The organism is Kushneria phosphatilytica, assembly GCF_008247605.1.
Taxonomy (GTDB): Bacteria; Pseudomonadota; Gammaproteobacteria; order Pseudomonadales; family Halomonadaceae; genus Kushneria; species Kushneria phosphatilytica.
The window spans coordinates 1,112,263-1,135,404 of sequence record NZ_CP043420.1 but is presented as its reverse complement, the minus strand read 5'-3'; the positions used below and the strand labels follow the sequence as shown (position 1 = coordinate 1,135,404).

At 58.1% G+C, this 23,142-nt stretch carries 15 protein-coding genes and 8 tRNA genes; 6 read left to right on the top strand and 17 right to left on the bottom strand.

All coding sequences use genetic code 11. From position 1 onward, the window contains the following. Positions 1-9: 9 nt before the first annotated feature. The 3 genes from FY550_RS05010 to FY550_RS05000 all read left to right on the top strand — a co-directional run bounded on the left by FY550_RS05010 (position 10) and on the right by FY550_RS05000 (position 442). Positions 10-96 (top strand) — tRNA-Leu (locus FY550_RS05010). A 154-nt stretch (positions 97-250) separates the two neighbouring features. Next, positions 251-337: transfer RNA gene (locus FY550_RS05005), tRNA-Leu, on the top strand. Positions 338-355: 18 nt separating this feature from the next. Further along, positions 356-442 (top strand) — tRNA-Leu (locus FY550_RS05000). Positions 443-638: 196 nt separating this feature from the next. Here FY550_RS05000 and FY550_RS04995 read toward each other — a convergent pair. The 13 genes from FY550_RS04995 to FY550_RS04935 all read right to left on the bottom strand — a co-directional run bounded on the left by FY550_RS04995 (position 639) and on the right by FY550_RS04935 (position 10,577). Further along, a complete protein-coding gene (locus tag FY550_RS04995; RefSeq protein WP_070976213.1) occupies positions 639-1,493 on the bottom strand; it encodes a DNA/RNA non-specific endonuclease in 855 nt (284 codons plus the stop codon). A gap of 131 nt (positions 1,494-1,624) precedes the next feature. Continuing rightward, complete coding sequence (locus tag FY550_RS04990) at positions 1,625-3,178, bottom strand: SpoVR family protein (protein WP_070976210.1); 1,554 nt, start codon at positions 3,176-3,178, stop codon at positions 1,625-1,627. Between the two features lie 12 nt (positions 3,179-3,190). Next, positions 3,191-4,474 carry a YeaH/YhbH family protein gene (locus FY550_RS04985; RefSeq protein ID WP_149054392.1) on the bottom strand — a complete coding sequence of 428 codons (1,284 nt, stop codon included), beginning with the start codon at positions 4,472-4,474 and terminating at the stop codon, positions 3,191-3,193. Between the two features lie 96 nt (positions 4,475-4,570). Then, positions 4,571-6,493, bottom strand: a complete 1,923-nt coding sequence (locus FY550_RS04980) for a PrkA family serine protein kinase (RefSeq protein WP_070976208.1) — start codon at positions 6,491-6,493, stop codon at positions 4,571-4,573. Between the two features lie 258 nt (positions 6,494-6,751). Next, positions 6,752-7,855 (bottom strand): threonine aldolase family protein, encoded by a 1,104-nt coding sequence (locus FY550_RS04975; protein WP_407657380.1) that lies wholly within the window; start codon positions 7,853-7,855, stop codon positions 6,752-6,754. A gap of 250 nt (positions 7,856-8,105) precedes the next feature. Further along, a tRNA-Asp gene (locus FY550_RS04970) sits at positions 8,106-8,182 on the bottom strand. A gap of 35 nt (positions 8,183-8,217) precedes the next feature. Beyond that, positions 8,218-8,294, bottom strand: a tRNA-Val gene (locus tag FY550_RS04965). A gap of 29 nt (positions 8,295-8,323) precedes the next feature. Then, positions 8,324-8,400, bottom strand: a tRNA-Asp gene (locus FY550_RS04960). Positions 8,401-8,430: 30 nt separating this feature from the next. Beyond that, positions 8,431-8,507: transfer RNA gene (locus tag FY550_RS04955), tRNA-Asp, on the bottom strand. Between the two features lie 25 nt (positions 8,508-8,532). Beyond that, positions 8,533-8,608: transfer RNA gene (locus tag FY550_RS04950), tRNA-Val, on the bottom strand. A 94-nt stretch (positions 8,609-8,702) separates the two neighbouring features. Further along, positions 8,703-9,413, bottom strand: a complete 711-nt coding sequence (locus tag FY550_RS04945) for an alpha/beta family hydrolase (protein WP_139148617.1) — start codon at positions 9,411-9,413, stop codon at positions 8,703-8,705. Beyond that, the gene (gene ttcA, locus FY550_RS04940) at positions 9,403-10,284 is read right to left on the bottom strand and encodes a tRNA 2-thiocytidine(32) synthetase TtcA (RefSeq protein WP_070976206.1); all 882 of its coding nucleotides are present in this window, start codon (positions 10,282-10,284) and stop codon (positions 9,403-9,405) included. Before ttcA ends, FY550_RS04945 begins: the two co-directional genes overlap by 11 nt. Before the next feature lie 77 nt (positions 10,285-10,361). After that, positions 10,362-10,577, bottom strand: coding sequence for a hypothetical protein (locus FY550_RS04935; protein ID WP_139148616.1), 216 nt, complete (start codon positions 10,575-10,577; stop codon positions 10,362-10,364). Positions 10,578-10,980: 403 nt separating this feature from the next. Here FY550_RS04935 and FY550_RS04930 point away from each other — a divergent pair, with 403 nt between their 5' ends. Beyond that, on the top strand, positions 10,981-14,946 hold the full coding sequence (locus tag FY550_RS04930; RefSeq protein ID WP_070976201.1) for a hybrid sensor histidine kinase/response regulator: 3,966 nt from the start codon (positions 10,981-10,983) through the stop codon (positions 14,944-14,946). 63 nt (positions 14,947-15,009) lie between these two features. Here FY550_RS04930 and FY550_RS04925 read toward each other — a convergent pair whose 3' ends face one another. The 3 genes from FY550_RS04925 to FY550_RS04915 form a co-directional block, all read right to left on the bottom strand. Further along, on the bottom strand, positions 15,010-15,675 hold the full coding sequence (locus tag FY550_RS04925; protein ID WP_070976199.1) for a response regulator: 666 nt from the start codon (positions 15,673-15,675) through the stop codon (positions 15,010-15,012). Positions 15,676-15,927: 252 nt separating this feature from the next. Next, a complete protein-coding gene (gene acs, locus FY550_RS04920) occupies positions 15,928-17,886 on the bottom strand; it encodes an acetate--CoA ligase (RefSeq protein WP_070976197.1) in 1,959 nt (652 codons plus the stop codon). A gap of 172 nt (positions 17,887-18,058) precedes the next feature. Further along, complete coding sequence (locus tag FY550_RS04915; protein WP_070976195.1) at positions 18,059-18,565, bottom strand: SprT family zinc-dependent metalloprotease; 507 nt, start codon at positions 18,563-18,565, stop codon at positions 18,059-18,061. 167 nt (positions 18,566-18,732) lie between these two features. Here FY550_RS04915 and FY550_RS04910 point away from each other — a divergent pair, with 167 nt between their 5' ends. Further along, on the top strand, positions 18,733-19,398 hold the full coding sequence (locus FY550_RS04910) for a YecA/YgfB family protein (protein WP_070976192.1): 666 nt from the start codon (positions 18,733-18,735) through the stop codon (positions 19,396-19,398). A gap of 1 nt (position 19,399) precedes the next feature. Here the strand turns inward: FY550_RS04910 and FY550_RS04905 are convergent, their stop codons facing one another. Then, complete coding sequence (locus tag FY550_RS04905) at positions 19,400-20,530, bottom strand: phospholipase D-like domain-containing protein (RefSeq protein ID WP_070976191.1); 1,131 nt, start codon at positions 20,528-20,530, stop codon at positions 19,400-19,402. Positions 20,531-20,655: 125 nt separating this feature from the next. On the opposite strand from FY550_RS04905, the gene plsB reads away from it, so the two are divergent. After that, positions 20,656-23,118 carry a glycerol-3-phosphate 1-O-acyltransferase PlsB gene (gene plsB / locus FY550_RS04900; RefSeq protein ID WP_084387922.1) on the top strand — a complete coding sequence of 821 codons (2,463 nt, stop codon included), beginning with the start codon at positions 20,656-20,658 and terminating at the stop codon, positions 23,116-23,118. Positions 23,119-23,142 lie beyond the last annotated feature (24 nt).

Genomic DNA, 23,142 nt, shown 5'->3' with positions numbered 1-23,142 from the left:
GGGCCACCTGCCCGGGTGGCGGAATTGGTAGACGCGCCAGCTTCAGGTGCTGGTGTCCTTAAGGACGTGGAGGTTCAAGTCCTCTCCCGGGCACCACCGAATGACATGTCCCATCGGACCGCGTTCGGAAGGTGCTACCAGGCAGGTGGTACGGTACGGATAGTAGCTTTCGGGCTTGCGTCATCTTCAGATTTGTTGATAATGCACGCCCCTGATCAGTACGAATCGGTTTACTGATCCACAATCGATTGCCCGGGTGGCGGAATTGGTAGACGCGCCAGCTTCAGGTGCTGGTGTCCTTAAGGACGTGGAGGTTCAAGTCCTCTCCCGGGCACCACAATCGATTGACAGACAGGCCCGGATGGCGGAATTGGTAGACGCGCCAGCTTCAGGTGCTGGTGACCGTATGGTCGTGGAGGTTCAAGTCCTCTTCCGGGCACCATCCCGAACTCATCGGGATTGATCGCAGTACTTACTGCATCCTTTTTCTACTTTTCCCCTTGATGTCTCTCCGATTCCATCTTCGCCCCGATGGCTTTTACAGGTATCCGTGAGCGCTTCCCTGCCCTCATGCGCCGGCAGTGTTACAGCCACCACCGGACTTATCCTGACGCGTGCCTCCAGGCGCTCGAATCTCGTTAGTAACGAGAGGGTTGTCGGGCATAACGCTTGAGTTGCCAGGCGCCCGGATCGCTACGCGACTCCAGCTGATGCTCGACCCCATCCGGCAACTGACTGAAGAAATCCAGGCCAGTACGCGCTTCGATTTCATCGACGCTGACCACAAAACGATCCAGCGGCTCATTGCCCGACACCTTTTGTGGCATGATGAACCCCAGCATCTTCGGGTGGCGTCCGGGTATTACCAGAATCTTGTAGAAAGCATCCGGAATTTCGATCAACGAAGGCAGCCGGGTAACAGATGAGTCAAAGATCGGGCCATCGGTAACCCATACCGTCCCAAAATGCGGGACAAAATCATCGATGATGACTTCCTCGAGTCGCTGCCAGAGCTTGCGGTTGAGCGCCGGACGCTGGGGCGCCACATTGGTCATCAGAAACGTATCCTGTTGGGCAGCGCGTCCGTTAACCACAGCAATGGCGTAATTGGGTGCCATGTGCCCACGATCATAGCCTGTGCCGGTGTAGTCGCTGCTGGTCGTCCGCCAGATGGCTCTGATATCTTCACGGAATCCACTCGGTCGCGGTCCCGCCTCGGGGTCGGCCACACGCGTCAGCCGATAGGTCACCCAGAGCGGATTACGACGCAGGTCCGACCACCCCACCATGTAACCATCATTGCGCAGCGTTCTATTCAGTGTATGCCAGTCATACCACACCTGGGCTTCGGGTGGGCCCATCCAGCTCATCTGCGCACGATAATCGCGTTCCTGCCAATACCAGAGGCCACCCAGTACAGCAGCGCCCAGAATGCCGGCCTTTCCCATTCGCGGCAATCGCCGCATCAGTCCTAGCGGAGCCCGTGCCGCCATACCCTTGTTCCCCTGCTTGTTTCTGTCGTTCTTCGGCGTTCGAATCGCCGGCGGGGAAGTATATCAGGGGGTGGTTAAAACGCGGAATCCACAGCCATCTCCAGCCGGGTACCGAACCGCCTTTGGCGCCATCAGTGATCCTCGGCCATCGGCCAATGATAGTGCGTGACGTGCTCGCCCTCCTCCATGGACTCGAGATGAATCGGAAAGCCCCATAGTTGATGCATGTAGCGCAATACCGGATAGACCGTCTTGTCAAGCGGTCGTCGGTCACTGCGCTCATGGCGCAGGGTCAGCGAGCGATCACCATGAATATTGGCTTCCCAGACCTGAATATTGGGCTCGCGATATCCCAGCGAATACTGACTGGCCAGTGCTTCACGCACATGACGGTAGCCCCGGTCATCATGAATGGCACTGACCTCGATCATCTCATCGGTATCGTCATCGATGATGGCAAACAGCTTGAGTTCGCGAATAACCCGGGGTGACAGAAACTGCTGAATGAAGGACTCATCCTTGAAGTTATTCATTGCGAAATGCAGTGTCTCCAGCCAGTCGCTGCCTGCCATCTCCGGAAACCATTGCCGGTCCTCCTCGGTCGGTGATTCGCAGATACGCTTGATATCGGTAAAGATGGCAAATCCCAGGGCATAGGGATTGATACCGCTGTACCACGGTGTATCAAAGGCCGGCTGCGCCACAACCGAGGTGTGAGACTGCAGAAATTCCATCATGATGCCTTCATCGATCAGTTGCTCATCGTAGAGTCGATGCATGATGGTGTAGTGCCAGAAGGTGGCCCAGCCTTCATTCATCACCTGGGTCTGACGCTGGGGATAGAAGTACTGCGCCAGCTTGCGCACGATACGCACCACCTCGCGCTGCCAGGGTTCCAGCAGTGGGGCGTTCTTTTCAATGAAATACAGCAGATTTTCCTGCGGCTCGGCCGGATAACGGCCACGGTCATGCAGCCCCAGCGGATCCTCCTCATTGCTGGTCTGCTCGTTACGCTGCGACTGCGGAATGGTGCTCCACAGGGTGTTGAGCTGAGCCTGCAGATAGGCCTCACGCTCCTTCTGGCGCCTCGCCTCCTCCTCGGGAGATATCGGTGACGGGCGCTTGTAACGATCAACACCGTAGTTCTGCAGCGCATGGCACGCGTCCAGCAGCTGCTCGACGGCATCCACACCATGGCGCTCCTCACATTCGGCAATATAACGTCGAGCAAATACCAGATAATCGACAATCGCCGAAGCATCCGTCCAGGCACGGAACAAATAGTTACCCTTGAAGAAGGAATTGTGACCATGGCAGGCGTGGGCCATGACCAGAATCTGCATCATCAGGGTATTTTCTTCCATCAGATAAGCGATGCAGGGATCGGAATTGATCACCAGTTCATAGGCCAGGCCCATCTGTCCACGTCGATAGGCCTGTTCGACAGAGAGGAACTGCTTGCCAAACGACCAGTGATTGTAACCAACAGGCATGCCCACACTGGCATAGGCATCCATCATCTGCTCGGAAGTGATGATCTCGATCTGATTGGGATAGATATCCAGTCGGTAGTCCGCCGCAATCCTGGCAATTTCACGCTCATAGAACTCCAGATCGGCAAACGACCAGTCCGAGCCCTTCTCGAGATATTCCTCGTCCTGTATCCGGGTATGAATGTCTGCCATCGCACACGCTCCTCACGCCGCTTCACGGCGTTTGAACAGTTCCCGAAAGACCGGATAGATATCGCCGGCTTCGACAATCTGGCGCATCGAAAAACGTTCCGGATAGTCGGCCTGTACCCTTTCGTACTCCTCCCAGAGGGTCTGATGAGCGTGTGGGGTGATTTCGACATAGGCGTAATACTGGAGCTGCGGCATCAGACGTTCGGAAAGCAGCTTGCGGCAATGCCCGGAGTCATCATCCCAGTTATCCCCATCACTTGCCTGGGCGACATACAGATTCCATTGCCCCGGCGGATAACGCTGCTCGATGACGTCATCAAGCAGACTGAGCGCACTGGAGACAATCGTGCCTCCCGTTTCACGCGAGTAGAAAAACTCTTCCTCATCGACTTCACGAGCAGCGGTGTGATGACGAATGAAGACCAGCTCAACACGTTCGTAATTACGCTCGAGAAAAAGATACAGCAGCAGAAAAAAGCGCTTGGCAATGTCCTTGTGAGACTGGGTCATGGACCCCGAAACATCCATGACACAGAACATCACTGCCTTGTTGGAGGGCTGGGGCTGATCGATCAGATGGGTGTAGCGCAGGTCATGAGTATCGATGAATGGCACGGATTCAAGTCGTTTTTCGAGCCGCTCGATCTCTTCACGCAGTGCCCGAATACGAATGGGATCACGCAATACCGGATCCTTGCGCTCTTCCTGCTCCAGTGCCTCCATGGCCTCACGCAGTGCCCGTCTTATCGGCGCCCGCATGGCGATACGACGCGCATGCGCCTGACGCATCGAACGCACGATATTCATGCGCGCCGGGACGCCGCTTCGGGAAATACCGGAGCGCACCGGCCGGCGATCATTAATATCCACCAGCTGTTTGCGTTCCAGATGAGGCAGCTCCAGCCCATCAAAAACGAAGTCGAGAAACTCCTCACGCGTCAGGGAGAAGGCAAACTCATCTGCTCCCTCTCCCTGATTGGAAGCCGACCCTTCGCCAGCGCCACTGCCTCCACCACCCCCTTCGGGACGGCGTAGCCGGTCGCCCTGAACAAACTCGCGATTGCCGGGGCTGACAATACTGCGTCGCCCGCCGGCGCCATGGCGAAAATTCGGTTCGGAAATATCCCGTGCCGGAATGCTGACCTTCTCTCCGCGCTCCATGTCGGTAATCGAGCGCCGATTGACGGAATCTTCCACGGCTCGCTTGATATGGCTGCGGTAGCGGCGCAGGAAACGCTGGCGATTGACCGCACTCTTGTTGCGCGCGTTACGCCGTCGATCAATGAAGTAGCTCATCGCCACCTCCCGTCATGTCGGGCACTGCCCGGCCTTGTTCAGTTCCCGACTGCAGGACAGCACAGTCGGGATGCGATCGGATGGTCAGCGCCTGCGTTATTGCGATTTACGTACACGCAGATACCACTCCGACAACAGACGAACCTGCTTTTCGGTATAACCTCGGGCGACCATGCGGTCGACAAAATCCTCATGTTTACGACGATCCGCTTCCGAAGCCTTGGCATTGAACGAAATCACCGGCAGCAGCTCTTCGGTATTGGCGAACATCTTGTGTTCGATCACTCCCTTGAGCTTCTCATAGGACTGCCAGCTCGGGTTGCGGCCGTTGTTCTGCGCCCGGGCGCGTAGAACAAAATTGACTACCTCATGGCGAAAATCCTTGGGATTGGAAATGCCAGCCGGCTTCTCGATTTTCTCCAGTTCCTCATTGAGCGCCTGACGGTCGAACATCTCGCCGGTTTCAGGGTCTCGATACTCCTGATCCTGAATCCAGAAATCCGCATAGGTCACGTAGCGATCAAAGATATTCTGACCATATTCGGAATAGGACTCCAGATAGGCGGTCTGGATCTCCTTACCGATGAAATCCACATAGCGTGGCGCCAGAAACTCCTTGATGAACCGCAGGTAGCGTTCGTGAGTCTCCTTCGGCAGCTGTTCCTGTTCGAGCCGCTGTTCCAGCACATACAGCAAATGCACAGGATTGGCCGCCACCTCGGTAGCATCGAAGTTGAATACCTTGGAGAGAATCTTGAAGGCAAAACGCGTGGATAGACCATCCATGCCTTCATCCACGCCGGCCGCATCGCGATACTCCTGAATCGATTTCGCACGCGGGTCGGTATCCTTGAGGTTCTGACCATCGTAGATACGCATCTTTGAATAGATGCTGGAGTTTTCCGGTTCCTTGAGCCTGGAAAGTACCGAGAACTGGGCCAGCATGCGTAGCGTATCGGGCGCGCAGGGCGCATCCGCAAGCGAAGAATGCTCCAGCAGCTTCTCGTAGATCTTCATCTCCTCGGAGACCCGCAGCGAGTAAGGAACCTTCACGATGTAGACACGATCGAGGAAGGCTTCATTGTTGCGGTTGTTACGAAACTGCTGCCACTCGGACTCATTGGAGTGCGCCAGGATCACACCATCAAAGGGGATGGCCCCCATGCCCTCGGTGGGGTTGTAGTTGCCTTCCTGAGTAGCAGTCAGCAGCGGATGAAGCACCTTGATCGGCGCCTTGAACATCTCGATGAATTCCATCAGCCCCTGATTGGCACGGCACAGCCCACCGGAGAAACTGTAAGCGTCAGGGTCATCCTGGGAGTAGAGTTCAAGCTTGCGAATATCGACCTTACCGACCAGCGCCGAAATATCCTGATTATTTTCATCACCCGGCTCGGTCTTGGAGACCGCGATCTGGTGCAATCGAGAGGGATAGAGCTTGACCACCCGAAACTGCGAGATATCGCCACCGTACTCCCTGAGTCTCTTGGCTGCCCACGGAGACATCACGCTACGCAGATAGCGGTTCGGAATACCATATTCACGTTCGAGCATCTCGCCGTCTTCTTCGGCCGAGAACAGCCCCAGCGGCGACTCGAAAACCGGCGAGCCCTTGATGGCATAAAAGGGCACCTGTTCCATCAGTGCCTTGATCCGCTCTGCCAGTGAAGATTTGCCGCCACCCACAGGGCCCAGCAGATAGAGAATCTGCTTGCGCTCTTCGAGCCCCTGAGCGGCATGACGGAAGTAGGAGACGATCTGCTCGATGGCCTCCTCCATACCGTAAAATTCCTCGAAAGCCGGGTAGCGCCGGATCAGCTTGTTGGAAAAGATGCGAGAGAGACGAGGGTCGCGGGAAGTATCCACGACTTCGGGTTCGCCGATTGCCTGAAGCAGGCGCTCGGAAGAACTGGCATAGGCGGAAGGGTCGTCACGACAGAGTTCGAGATACTCTTCAAGAGACAGTTCTTCCTGACGGGTACGCTCGAAACGCTGCTGGACATGATCGAAGATGCTCATGGACGTCTCCTTGCGATCTGACCTCCCGGTGGACCATCAAAGTGACCGAGCGGTCGGGTCTGGGTTATTCGATAAAACTCTCCTGCGTTTTTTTCACATCCGCTCCCTGTTGTTGCCTGCTACGAAAAAGCCGCAGGATGGATCACCGGATATCGAATATTGTCTCTGTTGCCGCGCCGGGCGCCACAACAGGCTGAATTCAGTGGAAAGATGGGATGATGGCCACGCTCTGCAGTGGCCATATCAACAGCCATACCATTATCGCGTCATGGATGCCAGCGCCGCGATGATGTCATCGCGCAGTGCATCGATCAGCTCGGGCGTAGTATTCCAGCTGCATACAAAACGTACACCGCCCTCACCGATGAAGGTATAGAAGGTCCAGCCTCGCTCGCGCAGTACCTGTTGCACCTGACTGGGCAGCTCCAGGAACAGGCTGTTGGCCTGTACCGGAAACATCAGCTCAACGCCTTCAACGTCCCGTAGCCCTTTTGCCAGACGATTGGCCATGGCATTGGCATGTTGCGCATTGGTCAACCAGGCCCCGCTATTCAGCAATCCCAGCCAGGGGGCGGAGATGAACCGCATCTTGGAGGCCAGCTGCCCGGCCTGCTTGCAGCGATACTCGAAGTCTTCGGCCATGCGACGATCAAAGAAGATGACCGCCTCACCAAAGGCCAGCCCATTCTTGGTTCCGGAAAAACAGAGCACATCAACGCCACTGCGCCAGCTCAGGTCTGCCGGGGAGCACTCCAGAGAAGCACAGGCATTGGCAAATCGGGCCCCATCCATATGGACCCTGAGATCATATCGATCGGCCACTTCCCGAATGGCCTGCAGCTCATCGAATCCGTAGACGGTGCCGACTTCGGTCGCCTGAGTCAGGGAGACCACTCTGGGACGAGGGTAATGAATATCTCCCCGGCGGGTAACGGTCGTGGCAATGCCTGAGGGAGTAATGCGGCCGTTCTCGCCGCCAACGTTGAGCAGCTTGGAACCATTGGAGAAGAATTCCGGACCACCGCACTCGTCGGTTTCGATATGCGCCAACTGATGGCAAATGACGCTGTGATAGGACTGGCACATCGAGGCCAGCGCCAGCGAGTTGGCTGCCGTACCGTTGAAGACAAAGAAAACTTCGCAATCGGTTTCAAAAAATTCTCTGAAACGATCACTCGCCAACTGCGTCCATCGATCATTGCCGTATGCCAGATCGTCGGTCGCGTTGGCTTCCAGCAATGTTTCCATCGCTTCGGGACAGATACCGGAGGTATTGTCACTGGCCAGAAACCGCGGCTGACTTTCTGCCATCACGCGCTCTCCGGCCGCCAGGAGATCATCCTGAGCGATTGTTTTCGACATTTTACCGCTTCCGCTTGTAGCCATGCTGTGTATTTACAGCATTACGGCGGTTGGGACCCTGACGCAAGTCCTCATGGCGGATTTTCTTTTCCACGAAAATACAGGAAGCATGGACAAGGTGCTGCCGCCGCCTGCTGCCGGGGCTCTGGTGCGTTTCAAAGCAGGCACGAAAAAGGCCCCATGATCCGTTTGAATCATGGGGCCCGATATCTCTGGCCGTTAACGGCCGACTACTGCGGAGTCGTATAGGTGGCGGACCGGACGGGACTTGAACCCGCGACCTCCGGCGTGACAGGCCGGCATTCTAACCAGCTGAACTACCGGTCCGCATCATTGACCGTTCGGCAACAGCCGCTCGGCAATGGTGGGTGGTACAGGACTCGAACCTGTGACCCCCAGCATGTGAGGCTGGTGCTCTAACCGGCTGAGCTAACCACCCCCGCAGTCGTAGGGATTCCGATATCGAAATGGCGGACCGGACGGGACTTGAACCCGCGACCTCCGGCGTGACAGGCCGGCATTCTAACCAGCTGAACTACCGGTCCTCGATCAATAACGGAAGGAAGACGTCGAAATGGCGGACCGGACGGGACTTGAACCCGCGACCTCCGGCGTGACAGGCCGGCATTCTAACCAGCTGAACTACCGGTCCGCTGACGACAGCACTTCCTGCGTGATGGTGGGTGGTACAGGGATCGAACCTGTGACCCCCGGCTTGTAAGGCCGGTGCTCTCCCAGCTGAGCTAACCACCCTCTCGGTCACGTGGCGCTGCATTCTACCGGCCACACTGCCAAAGTCAATCCCCTCAGCGGCTTATCTTCAATCCCGCTGAACAAGACGTCATCATCATGCCTGAATCATGCTTCCGACAATACCCCTGGCGGCCTGCGTGATCAGCGCTGACTGGGTCACGGCGCTATTGCGAGGCGTTCGCCAATCATGATCGCCTTCCTCCAGCCAGTGCATTGCTACATGAGCAGGCAGCGGGTAACCGCCAACCTCTTCACGACTGCCCATGGGATCACGGCTGCCCTGAAAGACATGCGTTGCGCACCGCAGCTGCGGCCAGTGTGACAGACGAGTACGTTCGGGAGTACCACGCGGATGAAAGGGATAGGCACACAGGATCAGCCCGGGGCACGCTTGCTCGGTCGCGAGCTGCGATGCCACTCGCCCACCCATGGAGCGTCCACCCCACCAGGTATCGGGCGGCATCAGTGCCACCCAATCAGCGAAAGGTGATATCAGCTGATCCACGCGCGGAGGAGGACGAGGCTTGCCCGCCTCCCGTGCCCGAGCACGATAATCGAATTCGATGGCGGCGCACTGCACCCCCTGCTCGGCCAGTGCGTCTGTCAGTGAACGCATCAGTACATGCTCGGGGCCCGCGCCAGCCCCATGAGCGAGCAACAGTCGCCCGACCTCCGGTACGCCACTGAGTCGCACACGGCCGTAATGCTCGACATCGAACCAGCTGACGCCCGGTGTCGGATCAATCAGACAAGCGGCGAACGTCGGCGCCGACACCGGCGCAACCCGGATGGTATCAGAGGGCATCGGGATGGGTCAGATCCACCGCATCGATCCGACCATGATTCAGTGCTTCCCGGCGCGCTTCCAGTCCTTCGAAATCAAACAGCTCGCGATCGGCAAGCTGCGAGGGCGCCACATTGGTAATGGCCTTGAACATGGTCTCTATACGCCCGGGATGCTTGCGATCCCACTCACCGAGCATTTCCTTGACCACCTGTCGCTGCAGATTTTCCTGGCTGCCACACAGATTGCAGGGAATGATGGGAAACGCCATTGCCTCGGCAAAGGATGCAATATCCTGTTCGCTGCAGTAGGCCAGCGGTCGGATCACGATATTGCGATTATCATCGGAGAGCAGCTTGGGCGGCATCGATTTGAGCGTGCCACCGAAAAACATGTTGAGAAACAGCGTCTCCAGCATGTCATCACGATGATGGCCCAACGCAATCTTGGTAGCACCGATTTCTTCGGCGAAACCATAGAGAGTACCGCGCCGCAGACGCGAACAGAGGCCACAATAGGTCTTGCCCTCGGGTACCTTTTCCTTGACGATCGAGTAGGTATCACGCTCGATGATGTAATACTCGATCCCGGCAGCTTCCAGATACTCGGGCAATACATGCTCGGGGAAACCGGGCTGTTTCTGGTCCATGTTGACGGCGACCAGTTCGAATTCAACCGGCGCATTGCGCTGCAGGTTGCGCAGGATCTCCAGCATGGTATAGGAATCCTTGCCGCCGGAGAGGCAAACCATGACCCGATCACCGTCACGAATCATGCCGTAATCGGTGATGGCATTGCCGACCAGTCGGCGCAGCCGCTTCTGCAGCTTGTCGAATTCGCGCTTGCTTCTGCCCTGCTCGGCGGCAGTGCGTTGCTGGCTCAGCTCTTGCATGATGTCGGTCTGATTCGGGCTGCGAAAAGGACAGCGATTCTATCACCGCGCGCCCGGCAGGTGCGAACCGTGGCGCCTCAGCCGGGCATTGCTGGCGTCATGTAGCGCATCAGCATACCGGTCAGCAGCATCATGATCGCCAGACGCTGGCAATATGACTCACCACGTGACAGACATAGCCGCCGAGACCAGAACAGAATCAGTGGTCGAATGTCATGGGTACGCCACGCGTAATGCCAGCAAGCCGCCAGCAGCAACAGCAGGCCAATACCCAGTGTCAGCATAGAACTCATGACCATGATACTTCCTTGCTGTCATCGCGGGCCTGTGACATTGACGTCCATTCAGTACTTTTGACGATGGTTTTTCCTGATCGGCAATAACCCGGCTTCGACAGGCCTTCTCTTTGCGCCATTGGCAGACTCCCGATCATGCAGTGGCTAACAGAACATTTCTTCCAGCCGGAGCGCGATCTCCCGCTTTTTCATACTCTGCCCTCTCCTGCCCGCCCAGGTCGCGACGACATTGGTCGAACGACCCGCACAGGCCATCCGAAAGCAAGCCGGTCTATGATGCGCAGGCCATGATGTGATACTTATCGCAACGTTTCCTTGCCCGGCAGGCGGCGACTGATCACGCCCGCCAGTCCACCGGCGGGCAATGACGTCAATGAAGCCGGGTCACGGAGAGAACATCATGTTTCAGGGCTGGTTGCTGATAGCGATATCGATTGGATATATCGCTGCCTTGTTCCTCATTGCCTGGTGGGGAGACCGGCGCGCACGACTAAGAGGGCCGGCACGACGACGGCCGATGGTCTACAGCCTGGCGTTGGCCGTCTACTGTACCTCCTGGACCTTCTACGGCAGTGTCGGCCAGGCGGCGAAGGCCGGGCTGCCCTACGCCAGTATTTTCATCGGTCCCATTCTGGCCTTTCTTCTGTTCTGGCCGGTTCTGGCCAAGATGATTCGGGTCGCCAAACGTCAGAATGTCACATCAATCGCCGACTTCATCGCCTCGCGCCATGGCAAGTCACAGGCACTGGCCGCCTTTACCAGTCTGGTGGCACTGGTGGGTGCGTTGCCCTACGTGGCCTTGCAGCTCAAGGCCATGGCCGCCAGCGTCACTGTATTGACCGTTAACAGTGACATGGTGCGCTCTCCTCTCTTTGGTGATACCGCACTTTATGTGGCCATTCTGATGGCACTCTTCGCCATTCTGTTCGGCACCCGACATACCGATGCCACCGAGCACCATGAAGGTCTGATTCAGGCCATTGCCTTTGAATCGATCATCAAGCTGGTCGCCTTTCTGGTACTGGGCATCGTCATTACATGGGGCATGTTTGGCGGGCTGGATGACCTCAGTCAGCGAGCCTGGGCGGCACTCGAGCTGAACCGGCAGTTCAGCGAGACTTCCTTTGGCAACGGTTTCTGGACCCAGACCCTGCTGGCGATGCTGGCCGTCTTCTGTGTACCTCGCCAGTTCCATGTCACCGTGCTGGAAAATACCCATGGCGATGACAGTGCCAGGGCACGCTGGCTGTTTCCTCTTTACATGCTGGCCTCGGGATTTTTTGTCCTGCCACTGGCCAGTGCCGGCCTCAGCCTGTTCGGCCATACCGGCATCAGCCCTGACGAGTGGATACTGCATCTGCCAATGGCTACCGGCAGTCATTGGCTGACGCTGCTGACGTTCGTGGGTGGATTCGCCGCCGCCAGCGGCATGGTCATCATGGCCGGTGTCACGCTGGCCATCATGCTTTCCAATGAACTGGTCATACCGCTACTGCTGCGCCTGAAGTGGTTCGATGCGCATCGCGGTGACTATGCCCGCTGGGTGCTGAGGACCCGACGCCTGATCATGGTCCTGATCATGGCACTGGCCTACGGATTTTATCGGCTGGTAGCGGAATCAAGCTCACTGGCCGCACTGGGTTGGCTGTCGCTTTCTGCCCTGGCCCAGCTGGCGCCTGCCCTGATCGGGGGACTTTACTGGAAGCGCGGCAATCGTCTGGGCGTCAGCGTCGGCATGACGCTGGGCTTCGCCATCTGGAGCTGGACGCTTTTGGTACCAGCACTGGCGCGAGCCGGCCTGCTACCCGAAACCCTGGTCACCGGCGGCCCCTTCGGCATTGCCCTGCTCAGCCCACTTCACCTGTTCGGACTGGCACTGGGCGATCCGCTGACCCATGGCGTACTGCTGTCTTTGGGCGTCAACCTGTTCTGTTACATCTTCATCTCACAGGTGACCGACCAGCGCGTGGTCGAGCGCATTCAGGCTTCCCTGTTCGTCGATAGTGTCGAAACCCGACAAACCTCCATCAATCGCCCCTGGCGCGGTTCCACATCCGTCGGTGATCTACAGAATCTGTGCAAGCGGTTTCTCAGCGAGGAGCAGGTTGAACGCGCCTTCGAACGGTATGCCAGCCAGAATCAACAGGCACTGGCTCCCGGCTCCCCGGCCTCCATTGATCTCATTCAGTTCAGTGAACGTCTGCTCTCCTCGGCCATTGGCGCCTCCTCGGCACGCATTGTGGTGAATTCAGCCCTGTCGGGCCGCGATGTCGCCATTTCGGACGTGGTCTCGATCGTTGATGAAGCCTCTCAGGTGCTGGAATTCAACCGAGCGCTGCTGCAGGCCACCATCGAGAATGTGGCTCAGGGCATCATGGTGGTCGATCACAATCTGCAGATGGTGGTATGGAATCAGCGCTATCTGGAGCTGTTCGACTTTCCCGACAACCTGATCCGGGTAGGCGTACCGATCGACCGCATCTTTCGCTACAACGCCCATCAGGGCGAATACGGACCGGGCGATCCGGAAGAGCATGTCAATCTGCTGATCGATAATATTCGCACCGGTCAGCCGCACCATTATCAACGCTATCGCCAGGACGGTACCGTCATCGATGTCGAGGGCAACCCGATGCCGGGCGGAGGGTTCGTCTACACCTATCAGGACATCACCAGCCAGAAACGTACCGAAGAAGCCCTGATCCGCTCGGAAAACAACATCCGCATCTATACCGATAACGTCCCGGCACTCATCGCCTACTTCGACCGCGACTGTCACTACCTCTTTACCAATCGCGCCTATGAGTCGGTGATGGGCATCGATCGGCTGGATGCCATCGGCAAACGTGCCGAGGAAGTCATGAGTCCGGTCATGTGGCGCGAGCGTGCGCCATGGATGCTGCGTGCGCTGGCCGGTGAGCGAGTGTCATGGGAGCTGTCAATGACTGATGGCGAGGGTGGCACCCGCTATCTGTTGGCGACCTATACGCCGCACTTTCGTGAAGGACAACGCGTTCTCGGTTTCTTTGCCCTCTATCAGGACATCACCGAGCGCCGGTTGGCCGAAATCGCGCTCAAGGAGACCAACGAACACCTCGAAGAGCGCGTACGCGAACGTACTCAGGCACTTTCCGAGGTCAACGAGGCACTGCGTCAGGAAAACCAGGTGCGTGCCGAAGCCGAAAGCGCTCTGCGCCAGGCCAAACAGGTAGCGGAAACTGCCAATACATCCAAGACACGCTTTTTGGCTGCTGCCAGTCATGACCTGCTGCAGCCACTCAATGCTGCTCGCCTGTTTACATCGGCGCTTTCACAACGCCTCGAGGAAACCGAACATTCAGGCACGCTCGAGCACATCGACAATTCCCTGCAGGCTGCTGAAGAGCTGTTAGGCACTCTGCTGGACATCTCGAAGCTCGACTCGGGGGCACTCACCCCGCGCCGTCAGGTATTTGCACTGGAAGAGATATTCCGGCCCCTGCGTGCCGAATTCGAAGTCATGGCCGCCGATCGCGGACTGGATCTTGATGTGGTGGAAACCCGCTCCATGGTCGACAGCGATCCTCAGATGCTGCGACGCATCATCCAGAACTTTCTCTCCAATGCACTGCGTTATACCCAACAGGGTCGGGTACTGCTGGGCTGCAGGCGCCACGGCGAACAGCTGACAATCGAGGTCTGGGACACCGGCCCGGGCATCCCCGAGACCAAACAGGAAGAAATTTTTCAGGAATTCCGTCGGCTCGATCAGACCTCTCGGCATCGCGAGAGCGAAAAAGGGCTGGGCCTGGGATTATCGATAGCCGATCGCATGGCACGAGTACTGGAGCATCCCATTCGAATTCGCTCCTGGCTCGGACGAGGCACTGTCTTCTCGCTGACCGTGCCCTGGCAACGAGGTCAACGTGCCGAAACCGGACGAAGCGAAACCGCTCGACCGCATCGAGCCGCCAACAAGCTCAAGGGCGCCCGCATTCTCTGCATCGATAATGAGAACATGACGCTTGAAGGCATGAAGGCGATGCTGGAAGGGTGGGACTGTGAAGTCTATACCGCTACCTCGATCGGGGGTAGCAAATCGGTGCTGCGTAACCTGGACGGCGATCCCGACGCCATTCTCGCCGACTATCATCTGGATAACGAAATTACCGGTCTGATGGCTCTGGAAGCACTGGGCGAGCGTTTCTCATCGGAAGTCCCGGGCATCGTGATCACGGCCGATCGTACCGATGAGGTTGCCGAAGAGGTCAAGCTGGCCGGGTATCATCTACTGATGAAGCCGGTACGACCGGCTGCCCTGCGCGCTCTGCTCACCCGTACCTTGCAGGCCCGGCGCCATACTTCCGCCACCCCGCCAGGCGAATAGGCAACCGAACGCATTGCGCCCGGGGAATACCCGGGCGCAGCGTCAGCGAAATAACGAAATACGCTAGTTTTCTTCGATCTTCGGTGGGTCCACTTCCAGCTTCTGGGCGGCGATGACTGCCTGGGTACGTGAATGAACCCCAAGCTTGCGCAGAATGGCCGTCACGTGGGCTTTGATGGTGGCTTCCGAAACGTTCAGATCGTAGGCGATCTGCTTGTTGAGCAGACCTTCGGTGAGCATATTGAGCACACGAAACTGCTGTGGCGTCAGCGAAGCAATCGCTTCAGCGAATTTCGCTTCCTCTTCATTGCCATCGCCCAGGGCATCAGCCACTGCCGGCGGCAACCAGACCTCGCCGTCAAGAATCTCGCCAATGGCTTCGGAGATCACCGTCAGAGAGGCGGATTTGGGAATAAATCCCGAAGCGCCGTAGTCGATCGCCCGTCGCACCACGTGTACTTCCTCGCTTCCCGAGATAACGGCAACCGGGATATCCGGCATCTGACCCCGCAACTGAATCAGACCGGAAAAACCATGCGCTCCAGGCATGCGAAGATCCAGCAGAATGAGGTCAACATCCGGATGACGGGTTACCGCATCCAGGGTCGCATCCATGGTATCGGCTTCGACAATTTCGGCATTGGCTGCCACCTGACGCAATGACTGCGTCAGGGCCGCCCGAAACAATGGATGATCGTCGGCGACGATGAACTTCTGGGCAAACGCCATGCAGTCTCCTCCAAACCCTGCCACACCTCGACGAAGGTGTCAGCGCTGTATTTATAGAGCCGCCAGTCAGTATGCGGCCGGGCGACCAGATCGTCGGCGCTGCGAGGTGCGTCAAATTGTCACGCCTTCAGCGCATACTACCGCAGTGCTTTTTGAATACCAAAGGATAAGCCCCCCTTTGGTCGTATCAGCGCCGCAAATGACACAGGCGGGTCACTGGCCCGCCTGTCGATTGCACGATACCCCCTTTTATTATCGAGGACGATGCTCAATCAGCTCCTCAACTACCGTGGGGTCCGCCAGGGTGCTGGTATCTCCCAGCCCGTCAAGCTCATTGGAAGCAATCTTGCGCAGAATGCGACGCATGATCTTGCCGGAGCGTGTCTTGGGAAGACCCGGCGCCCACTGGATGATATCCGGCGTTGCGATGGGGCCGATATCATGGCGCACCTGGGTAATCAGCTCCTTGCGCAGCTCTTCGCTCGGCGTTACTCCGTCAGCAAGAGTGACATAAATGTAAATGCCCTGCCCCTTGACATCATGGGGGTAACCGACCACTGCCGCTTCGGCAACCGCCTCGTGCGCCACCAGTGAGGATTCGATTTCTGCAGTCCCCAGGCGGTGGCCGGAGACGTTGAGCACATCATCGATTCGCCCGGTAATCCAGTAGTCGCCATCCGCATCACGCCGAGCACCATCACCAGTGAAATAGACCCCTTCATGCATTGCAAAATAGGTCTGCTCAAAGCGCTCGTGGTTGTGCCAGATGGTGCGTGCCTGACCAGGCCAGCTGGCTTCGATGACCAGATTGCCGGAAGCCTCGCCCTCCAGGCGATTGCCCTCGTTATCATAAAGCGCCGGCTGAACACCAAAGAAGGGTTTCATTGCCGAGCCGGGCTTGATTTCGGAGAACCCGGGCAGTGGCGTAATCATGTGTCCGCCTGTCTCGGTCTGCCACCAGGTATCCATGATCGGGCAGCGACCGTTACCCACTACGCGATGAAACCAGGACCAGGCCTCCGGATTGATCGGTTCGCCCACACTGCCGAGAATGCGCAGCGAGTCACGTGAACTCGAGTCCATGATGTGTTCACCGTGCGCCATCAGCGCCCGTACCGCGGTAGGCGAGGTGTAGAGAATATTGACACCGTGACGATCGATGACTTCGCCAATCCGACCATGAGTCGGATAACTCGGCACCCCTTCGAACATCAGTGTCGTCGCCCCATTGGCCAGCGGTCCATAGACAATGTAGGAGTGCCCGGTAATCCAGCCGACATCGGCGGCACACCAGTACACATCACCGTCGTGGTAATCGAATACATAACGATGTGTCATTGAGGTATAAAGCAGATAACCGCCAATGGTGTGCTTGAGTCCTTTCGGCTTGCCGGTCGAACCCGAGGTATAAAGGATAAACAGCCCCTCCTCGGCCCCCAGCTCCTCGGCCGGGCACTCATCGGACTGCCCATCAACCACTTCGTGGTACCAGCGATCCCGATCGTGCCAGGCGACTTCACCACCGGTGCGACGAACGACCAGCACGTGCTCGACGATCTCCGTGCCTTCACGACTCAGTGCTTCGTCCACGTTATCCTTGAGCGGGATATGTTTCCCACCCCGAACCGACTCATCGGCAGTAATCACCACTCGTGATCCGGAGTCCTGAACACGACCGGCCAGCGCATCGGGAGAAAACCCGCCGAAGACGACCGAGTGCAGCGCACCGATGCGTGCGCATGCCAGCATTGCAATGGCGGCTTCAGGCACCATCGGCATATAGAGCGTCACGGTATCGCCACGCGACACACCCAGCGACTTCAGCGCATTGGCACACTGCCCTACCCTGGCATGCAACTCGCGAAAGCTCAGGGTCAGCGTATCTGCAGGATCATCTCCTTCCCAGATGATCGCCGGCTGGTCTCCGCGTGTTTCAAGATGCCGATCAAGACAGTTCCAGGCAGCGTTGAGTGTGCCATCCTCGAACCATCGGATATCCGTACCATTGGCCGAGAAAGTCGATCTGGAAATGGTTTCGGGTTCCCTGAACCATGCCAGCGTTTTCGCCTGCTCACGCCAGAACCCATCCGGATCCTCGATCGAACGCTGATACATCTCATGATATTGCGCCTCGTCGAGCCAGGCCCGTGAGCGAATATCCGGATCAATCGGATACCGCTGCGCTTTGGCACTACTGACACTCTCTGTCATGGCTGGCCCTCCAGTATGGGTGCCCACGTCGGGCAGTCGGAATTCGGATTGTCGGGTCAGGATAGCCGGAGATACCCGGCCCTCTCCCATTAGACCTTGGTCGTGACCGCGCGAGAGTTGCCTTGTCAAAACAGGAACTTGATGCGCCATGACAGAATGCCATACCGCTGTATCAGCTGTGTGGATCAATTCTCCCCTGATAATGCAGTACGCCCTGGCAGTATCTGCAACGATAGCGACGTCCCCGACGTGCCAATGCATGGCGACGAGCGGTAAAACGGTGCAAGCGCGCACAATGGCAGCGGTAGCCGTAGGGAACCGGGGTGGCGCGAGAGGTATCGAAGGTGTGAGTCACGCGGGGGGGCAATCGGAACAGTTCACGCATGACCGACTGCCACTCGTGCCCATGGGGACGAACCCGGTGCGGGACGCTGTGATGCACCACCCAGTGCGCCATTTCATGAGGGACGACTTCGGCGAGGAAAGTCTCCGGCTGATCGCGATAAAGCGTCATGTTGAACCGCAGTCCACCACGCTGGTAATGCGCCTGACCGGCACTGCGCCCGCGCAGATCGAACCAGATTCGCGGTTGCGGCAGAGCAGGATAATGCGCGCTTGCCTGCTGCCAGCAACATTCTGCGCAATTCAGCAGACGCTGCTGCAATTGTTCATCGGTCATGCTCGAGAGGTCCTGACAGTCAATGGCTGCCCGGGGCCACCCTAGTGATCGCCCCTGGGCGCAGTGATGGCATGCATCACATGCAGCAGCCGTAGTGCAGGATGATAGAATGCTTGCCACGTCGCTGAACGTAAAGCGCCCCACTTTCGATAACCGGAGCCGCTCTCATGGCCGAGACACCCCAGCCGTATCCGCTGCTCGATGACGATCAGCTTGATCTGCTATACGACTTTCTCGATTCGGAGCGAGTCAGCGATGAGGCACTCGACCTGTTCGGAGCCCATGGTTATCTGGTCGCTCAGGCCATTACCACTGCGCCAACCGAACGTGACGCCCGACTGACTACCATCTTCGATACCCCTCCCGAGTTCGATGATGCCGCACAGCAGCAGGCCATCGAGTCGGCACTTGAAGAGCTGTGTGCCAATGCTGCCCGCGCCTTCGAGGCGGGTGATGTCCCCGATCTTCCCTTCGATCTCGACATGAGTGAAGAAGAAGCAGATCAGGAGCATCCGGTCAGGCTCTGGTGTGCCGGATTCATGGAAGGCGTTTTCAGCGATGAAACAGCCTGGTTCGGAAATTACGAAGCCCAGGCAGCCGAGCTGCTACTTCCCTTCATGATTCTTTCCGGTCTCTTTGACGAAGAAGACCCCGAGCTTGCTGGTGTCGGCCAGGATGCCAAAGAGGCGACCCGACTGGCCGAGCAATTACCCGAACTGACCCTGGATCTCTATCTGCTCTATCGAGCACCTGCTGAAACACCGAGCAAGCATCATAAACCAGGCGCCGGACCACGCTCGGGAAAATCACAGTCGAGACGTCGCGGGCGCTGAATCAGCGCAAACGGGTAATCAGGGCATCGAGCGTGCCATAGCACCACTCTCGCAGACGCTGCCAGCGTGAGCGTTGCTGCCATTGATAAACCGTCACCTCGCGGCTCTGGCAGAAATTGCGCTCGAACAGCCTCTCCAGCTCGGCCGCAAAAGCCGGGTCATCGATTTCCTGATTGGCTTCCAGGTTCCATTGCAGGCTCCAATGATCAAAATTGCAGGAGCCGATGGTGCACCAGTCATCACACAGGCCGAACTTGGCATGAATGAAGGCAGGCTGAAACTCGAAAATGCGCACCCCGGCACGCAGTAGATGCGTATAGAAACGCTGCCCGGCGTATCGAACGGCCGGATGATCATGGTCTCGCGCCGCCAGCAGCAGTCGCACATCCACGCCCTGACGTGCCGCACGCCGCAGCAACCGACGCAGACTGCGAGTGGGCACGAAATAGGGCGTACATAGCCAGATACGCCGTTCGGCAGTATTCACATGATGATGTAACGAGCGCCGTATGGCCTGATAACGATAGCCCTGCCCCCAGACCACTCGCCCGCGCATGCCATGGGTGTCGTGCGATGCGGTGGGGGGTGTGCGCGTTTTTTGAGACGTTGGCCGGGATTCGACTTCGTGAGGGGGATGGGCCGGTCGTGAATTCCAGACGCGTTCGAACAGGGCCTGCCAGTCGGCGACACAGTTTCCCTGCACCGCCACTGCCACATCGAACCAGGCATTGAGAAACTGATCGGTCATTCCGAAGCCGCCGGTAAAGGCAAGCCGTTCATCCACCACCACCAGTTTACGGTGATCGCGCGAGAGAAAACGACTGAAATGGCGCAGGGAGAGCGGATGAAAAAAGCGTAACATGATGCCACTGTCAAGCATTCGTCGCCGACTGGCAGTGGACAGCGCCCAGCTACCACAGGCATCCAGCAGCAGTCTGACTCGGACACCGCGCTGCACGGCACGGGCTAGCGCAGCCATCATACGCTCTCCGAGCACGCCATCCTCAAAGGCGTATAGCTCGATATCGATCAGGTGCTCGGCTGCTTCGATGGCGTCGAACAGGGCAGGCAGAAAACGCTGCGCCTCTGGCAACAGTGTCACGGCATTGCCATCGCGCCATGGCTCTCTCATCCGATTTCCTCCTGTGCTCACTCATTACCTGATCTGCTCGGGGGGGCGCCCGTTGATGATAACGTACCTCGCCGTCGATACTGCGATCGCTATACTGTTGTCCGTCACGATTGCCCGGGGTCCTGATGACTGTACCGACTTTTCTCCGCCGGGGCGCCGCCCGGGCTGCTGAAGCACTACTGGCACCGCTGATCCGCTTTCGTAGCGTCGAGCCACTGCCGGAACCCGAGGCAGATGACACTGCACCGGTCGTCTATGTGCTGCCCGGACCAGCCCTTTCCGATCGGCTGGCAGTGCGCCTGCTGTGCCGGCGCCATGAGCTACCCCGAGCCGACCGTCGGATCATACTGCCAGAGGGGCATCATGAGGCACTGCAATGGCTGCACCGCGACAGCGGCCAGAAACGCTATTCGCCTTCGCTGTCCAATCTGATCAGGGCAGTGGCACACGCTCCCGAACAAGACGTGCAACTGATCCCTGTCACCATCTTCTGGGGACGCATGCCGGAGCGGGAAGCCGCCGGTGCATGGCGATTGCTGACAGCCGATGACTGGCCGCTGGGCGGACGCCTGCGACGATTGATGACCATGATCGTCAATGCACGAATCGTTGAGGCACGCCCCGGGGAGCCTGTTTCCCTGCAGGGACTGATTGCGCGCTATGCCATTAACGGCCGGGACCCGGTGCCTCGTATCCAGCGCCTGCTGCGCCGTGACTTTCATCGCACCCGCCGTCAGGCCATTGGTCCTGACCTCTCCCATCGGCGCACCCTGGTGCACAGGCTGGTACAGCGCCCGAACGTTACTACCGCCATTGACGCCGCCGCCCAGGAGCGCCAGCAACCGCGGCGACGCGCTGAGCGCAGAGCGCTGCGTTACGGTTTCGAAATCGCCTCGAACATGTCCTGGCCGGTACTCAGGATCCTCTATCAGCTGCTGGGCAGACTCTGGCAGCAGCTGTATGACGGTGTCCGGATGCACGACTTCGAGGAAGTCGAGGCACTGGCAGGCAGTCACGAACTCGTTTATGTGCCATGCCATCGCAGCCATATCGATTATCTACTGCTCTCCTGGCTACTCTATCGCCATGGGCTGATGGCGCCGCACATCGCGGCCGGGCGCAATCTTGACATGCCGCTCATCGGACCACTGTTACGCCGAGCCGGTGCTTTCTTCATGCGTCGTACCTTTCGCGGCAACCGACTCTACAGCGCAGTGTTCAATGAATATCTGCACCAGTTGCTGCTGGCAGGCCATCCTGTTGAGTATTTCATCGAGGGGGGACGTTCGCGCACCGGTCGTATGCTGCCACCGAAGCCCGGGATGCTGGCCATGACACTGGGCTCCTGGCAACGCCGGCATGGACGACCGCTGACTTTCATACCGGTGTATATCGGCTATGAAAAGGTCCTCGAATCCAGCGCTTATATACGCGAACTACGTACTGGCAACAAGCGTCGGGAGAGCCCATTACGCCTGCTACGTGTACTGCGGCATCTGCGCCAACCGTTTGGCCAGGTCCACGTCAGCTTCGGAGAACCGCTGACTCTGGGCCTCTGGCTGGACGACCAGGCGCCTGACTGGCGTCAGCGCGCCAGGGAACAGCCCGAAGCCTGGCGGCGTGAAACAATTACCGATCTTGGTTTCGAGCTGGCATCACGTATCAATGCCGCCGCCTCGATGACGCCGGTCGCACTGGTCGCCATGGTAGTGCTGGGAACCTCCCACAGGACCATTGAAACCACTCTGCTCTATCGTCAGCTGGCTACTCTGGTCGCCCTGCAACGTCATGTCCCCGGCGGAGAACGAGTGCGGCTGCCGGAGGGCGAGCCACAAGCCTGGGTCGCACATTGCGTCTCACTCGGCATGATCGAGCAGCTCGACCAGTCCCTCGGCGCGCTCTCTACCGTTTCCAGTGAACAAGCCACCCTGCTGACCTGGTATCGCAACAATATCCTGCATCTGTTCGCCGCTCATGCACTGGTCGCGTTCGCCTTTCGCAACAATTCGCGTCTGGACGCCCATGAGCTGCATGAACTAATCGCGCCGGCCTGGCCCACACTGCGCCAGGAACTTTTTCTCGGCCATCGCGAATTGAGCCTCGACTGGCTGACACGATTGCTGGATGCGTTCACGGCCGAGGGGCTGCTGGAACGCGACGGTACCCGCTGGAAACGTCCTGCTGCGCATACCGAAGCCCGGGAGCGACTCCACCTGTTGGGTCGGACCATTCAGCCCACTCTGGAACGCGGATTTCTATTGCTCTCTACCCTGATGCGCTACCCCCCGGGTCAGCTCACACGTGATGCTCTGGCCGAGCAGAGTCGCCAGCTGGCAGAGCGACTGACACTGCTGCAGGGGCTCAACGCGCCGGAGTATTTCGATCAGCGTCTGTTCAGCGGATTGCTCGATAGTCTCGAAACACAGGGCTGGCTATGGTCGGATCACAATGGCTATCTGCATTTCGATGAGCGTCTGATCGAAGCCCTGCGTCACAGCAGATTGCTGTTCGACCCCGAACTGCGCCATCGTCTGACCCAAATGACAGCACGCTCCACAACCGCCGACCAGGCAACGAAGGAGGAATGATAAACCCTTGAAGGCGTAACAATC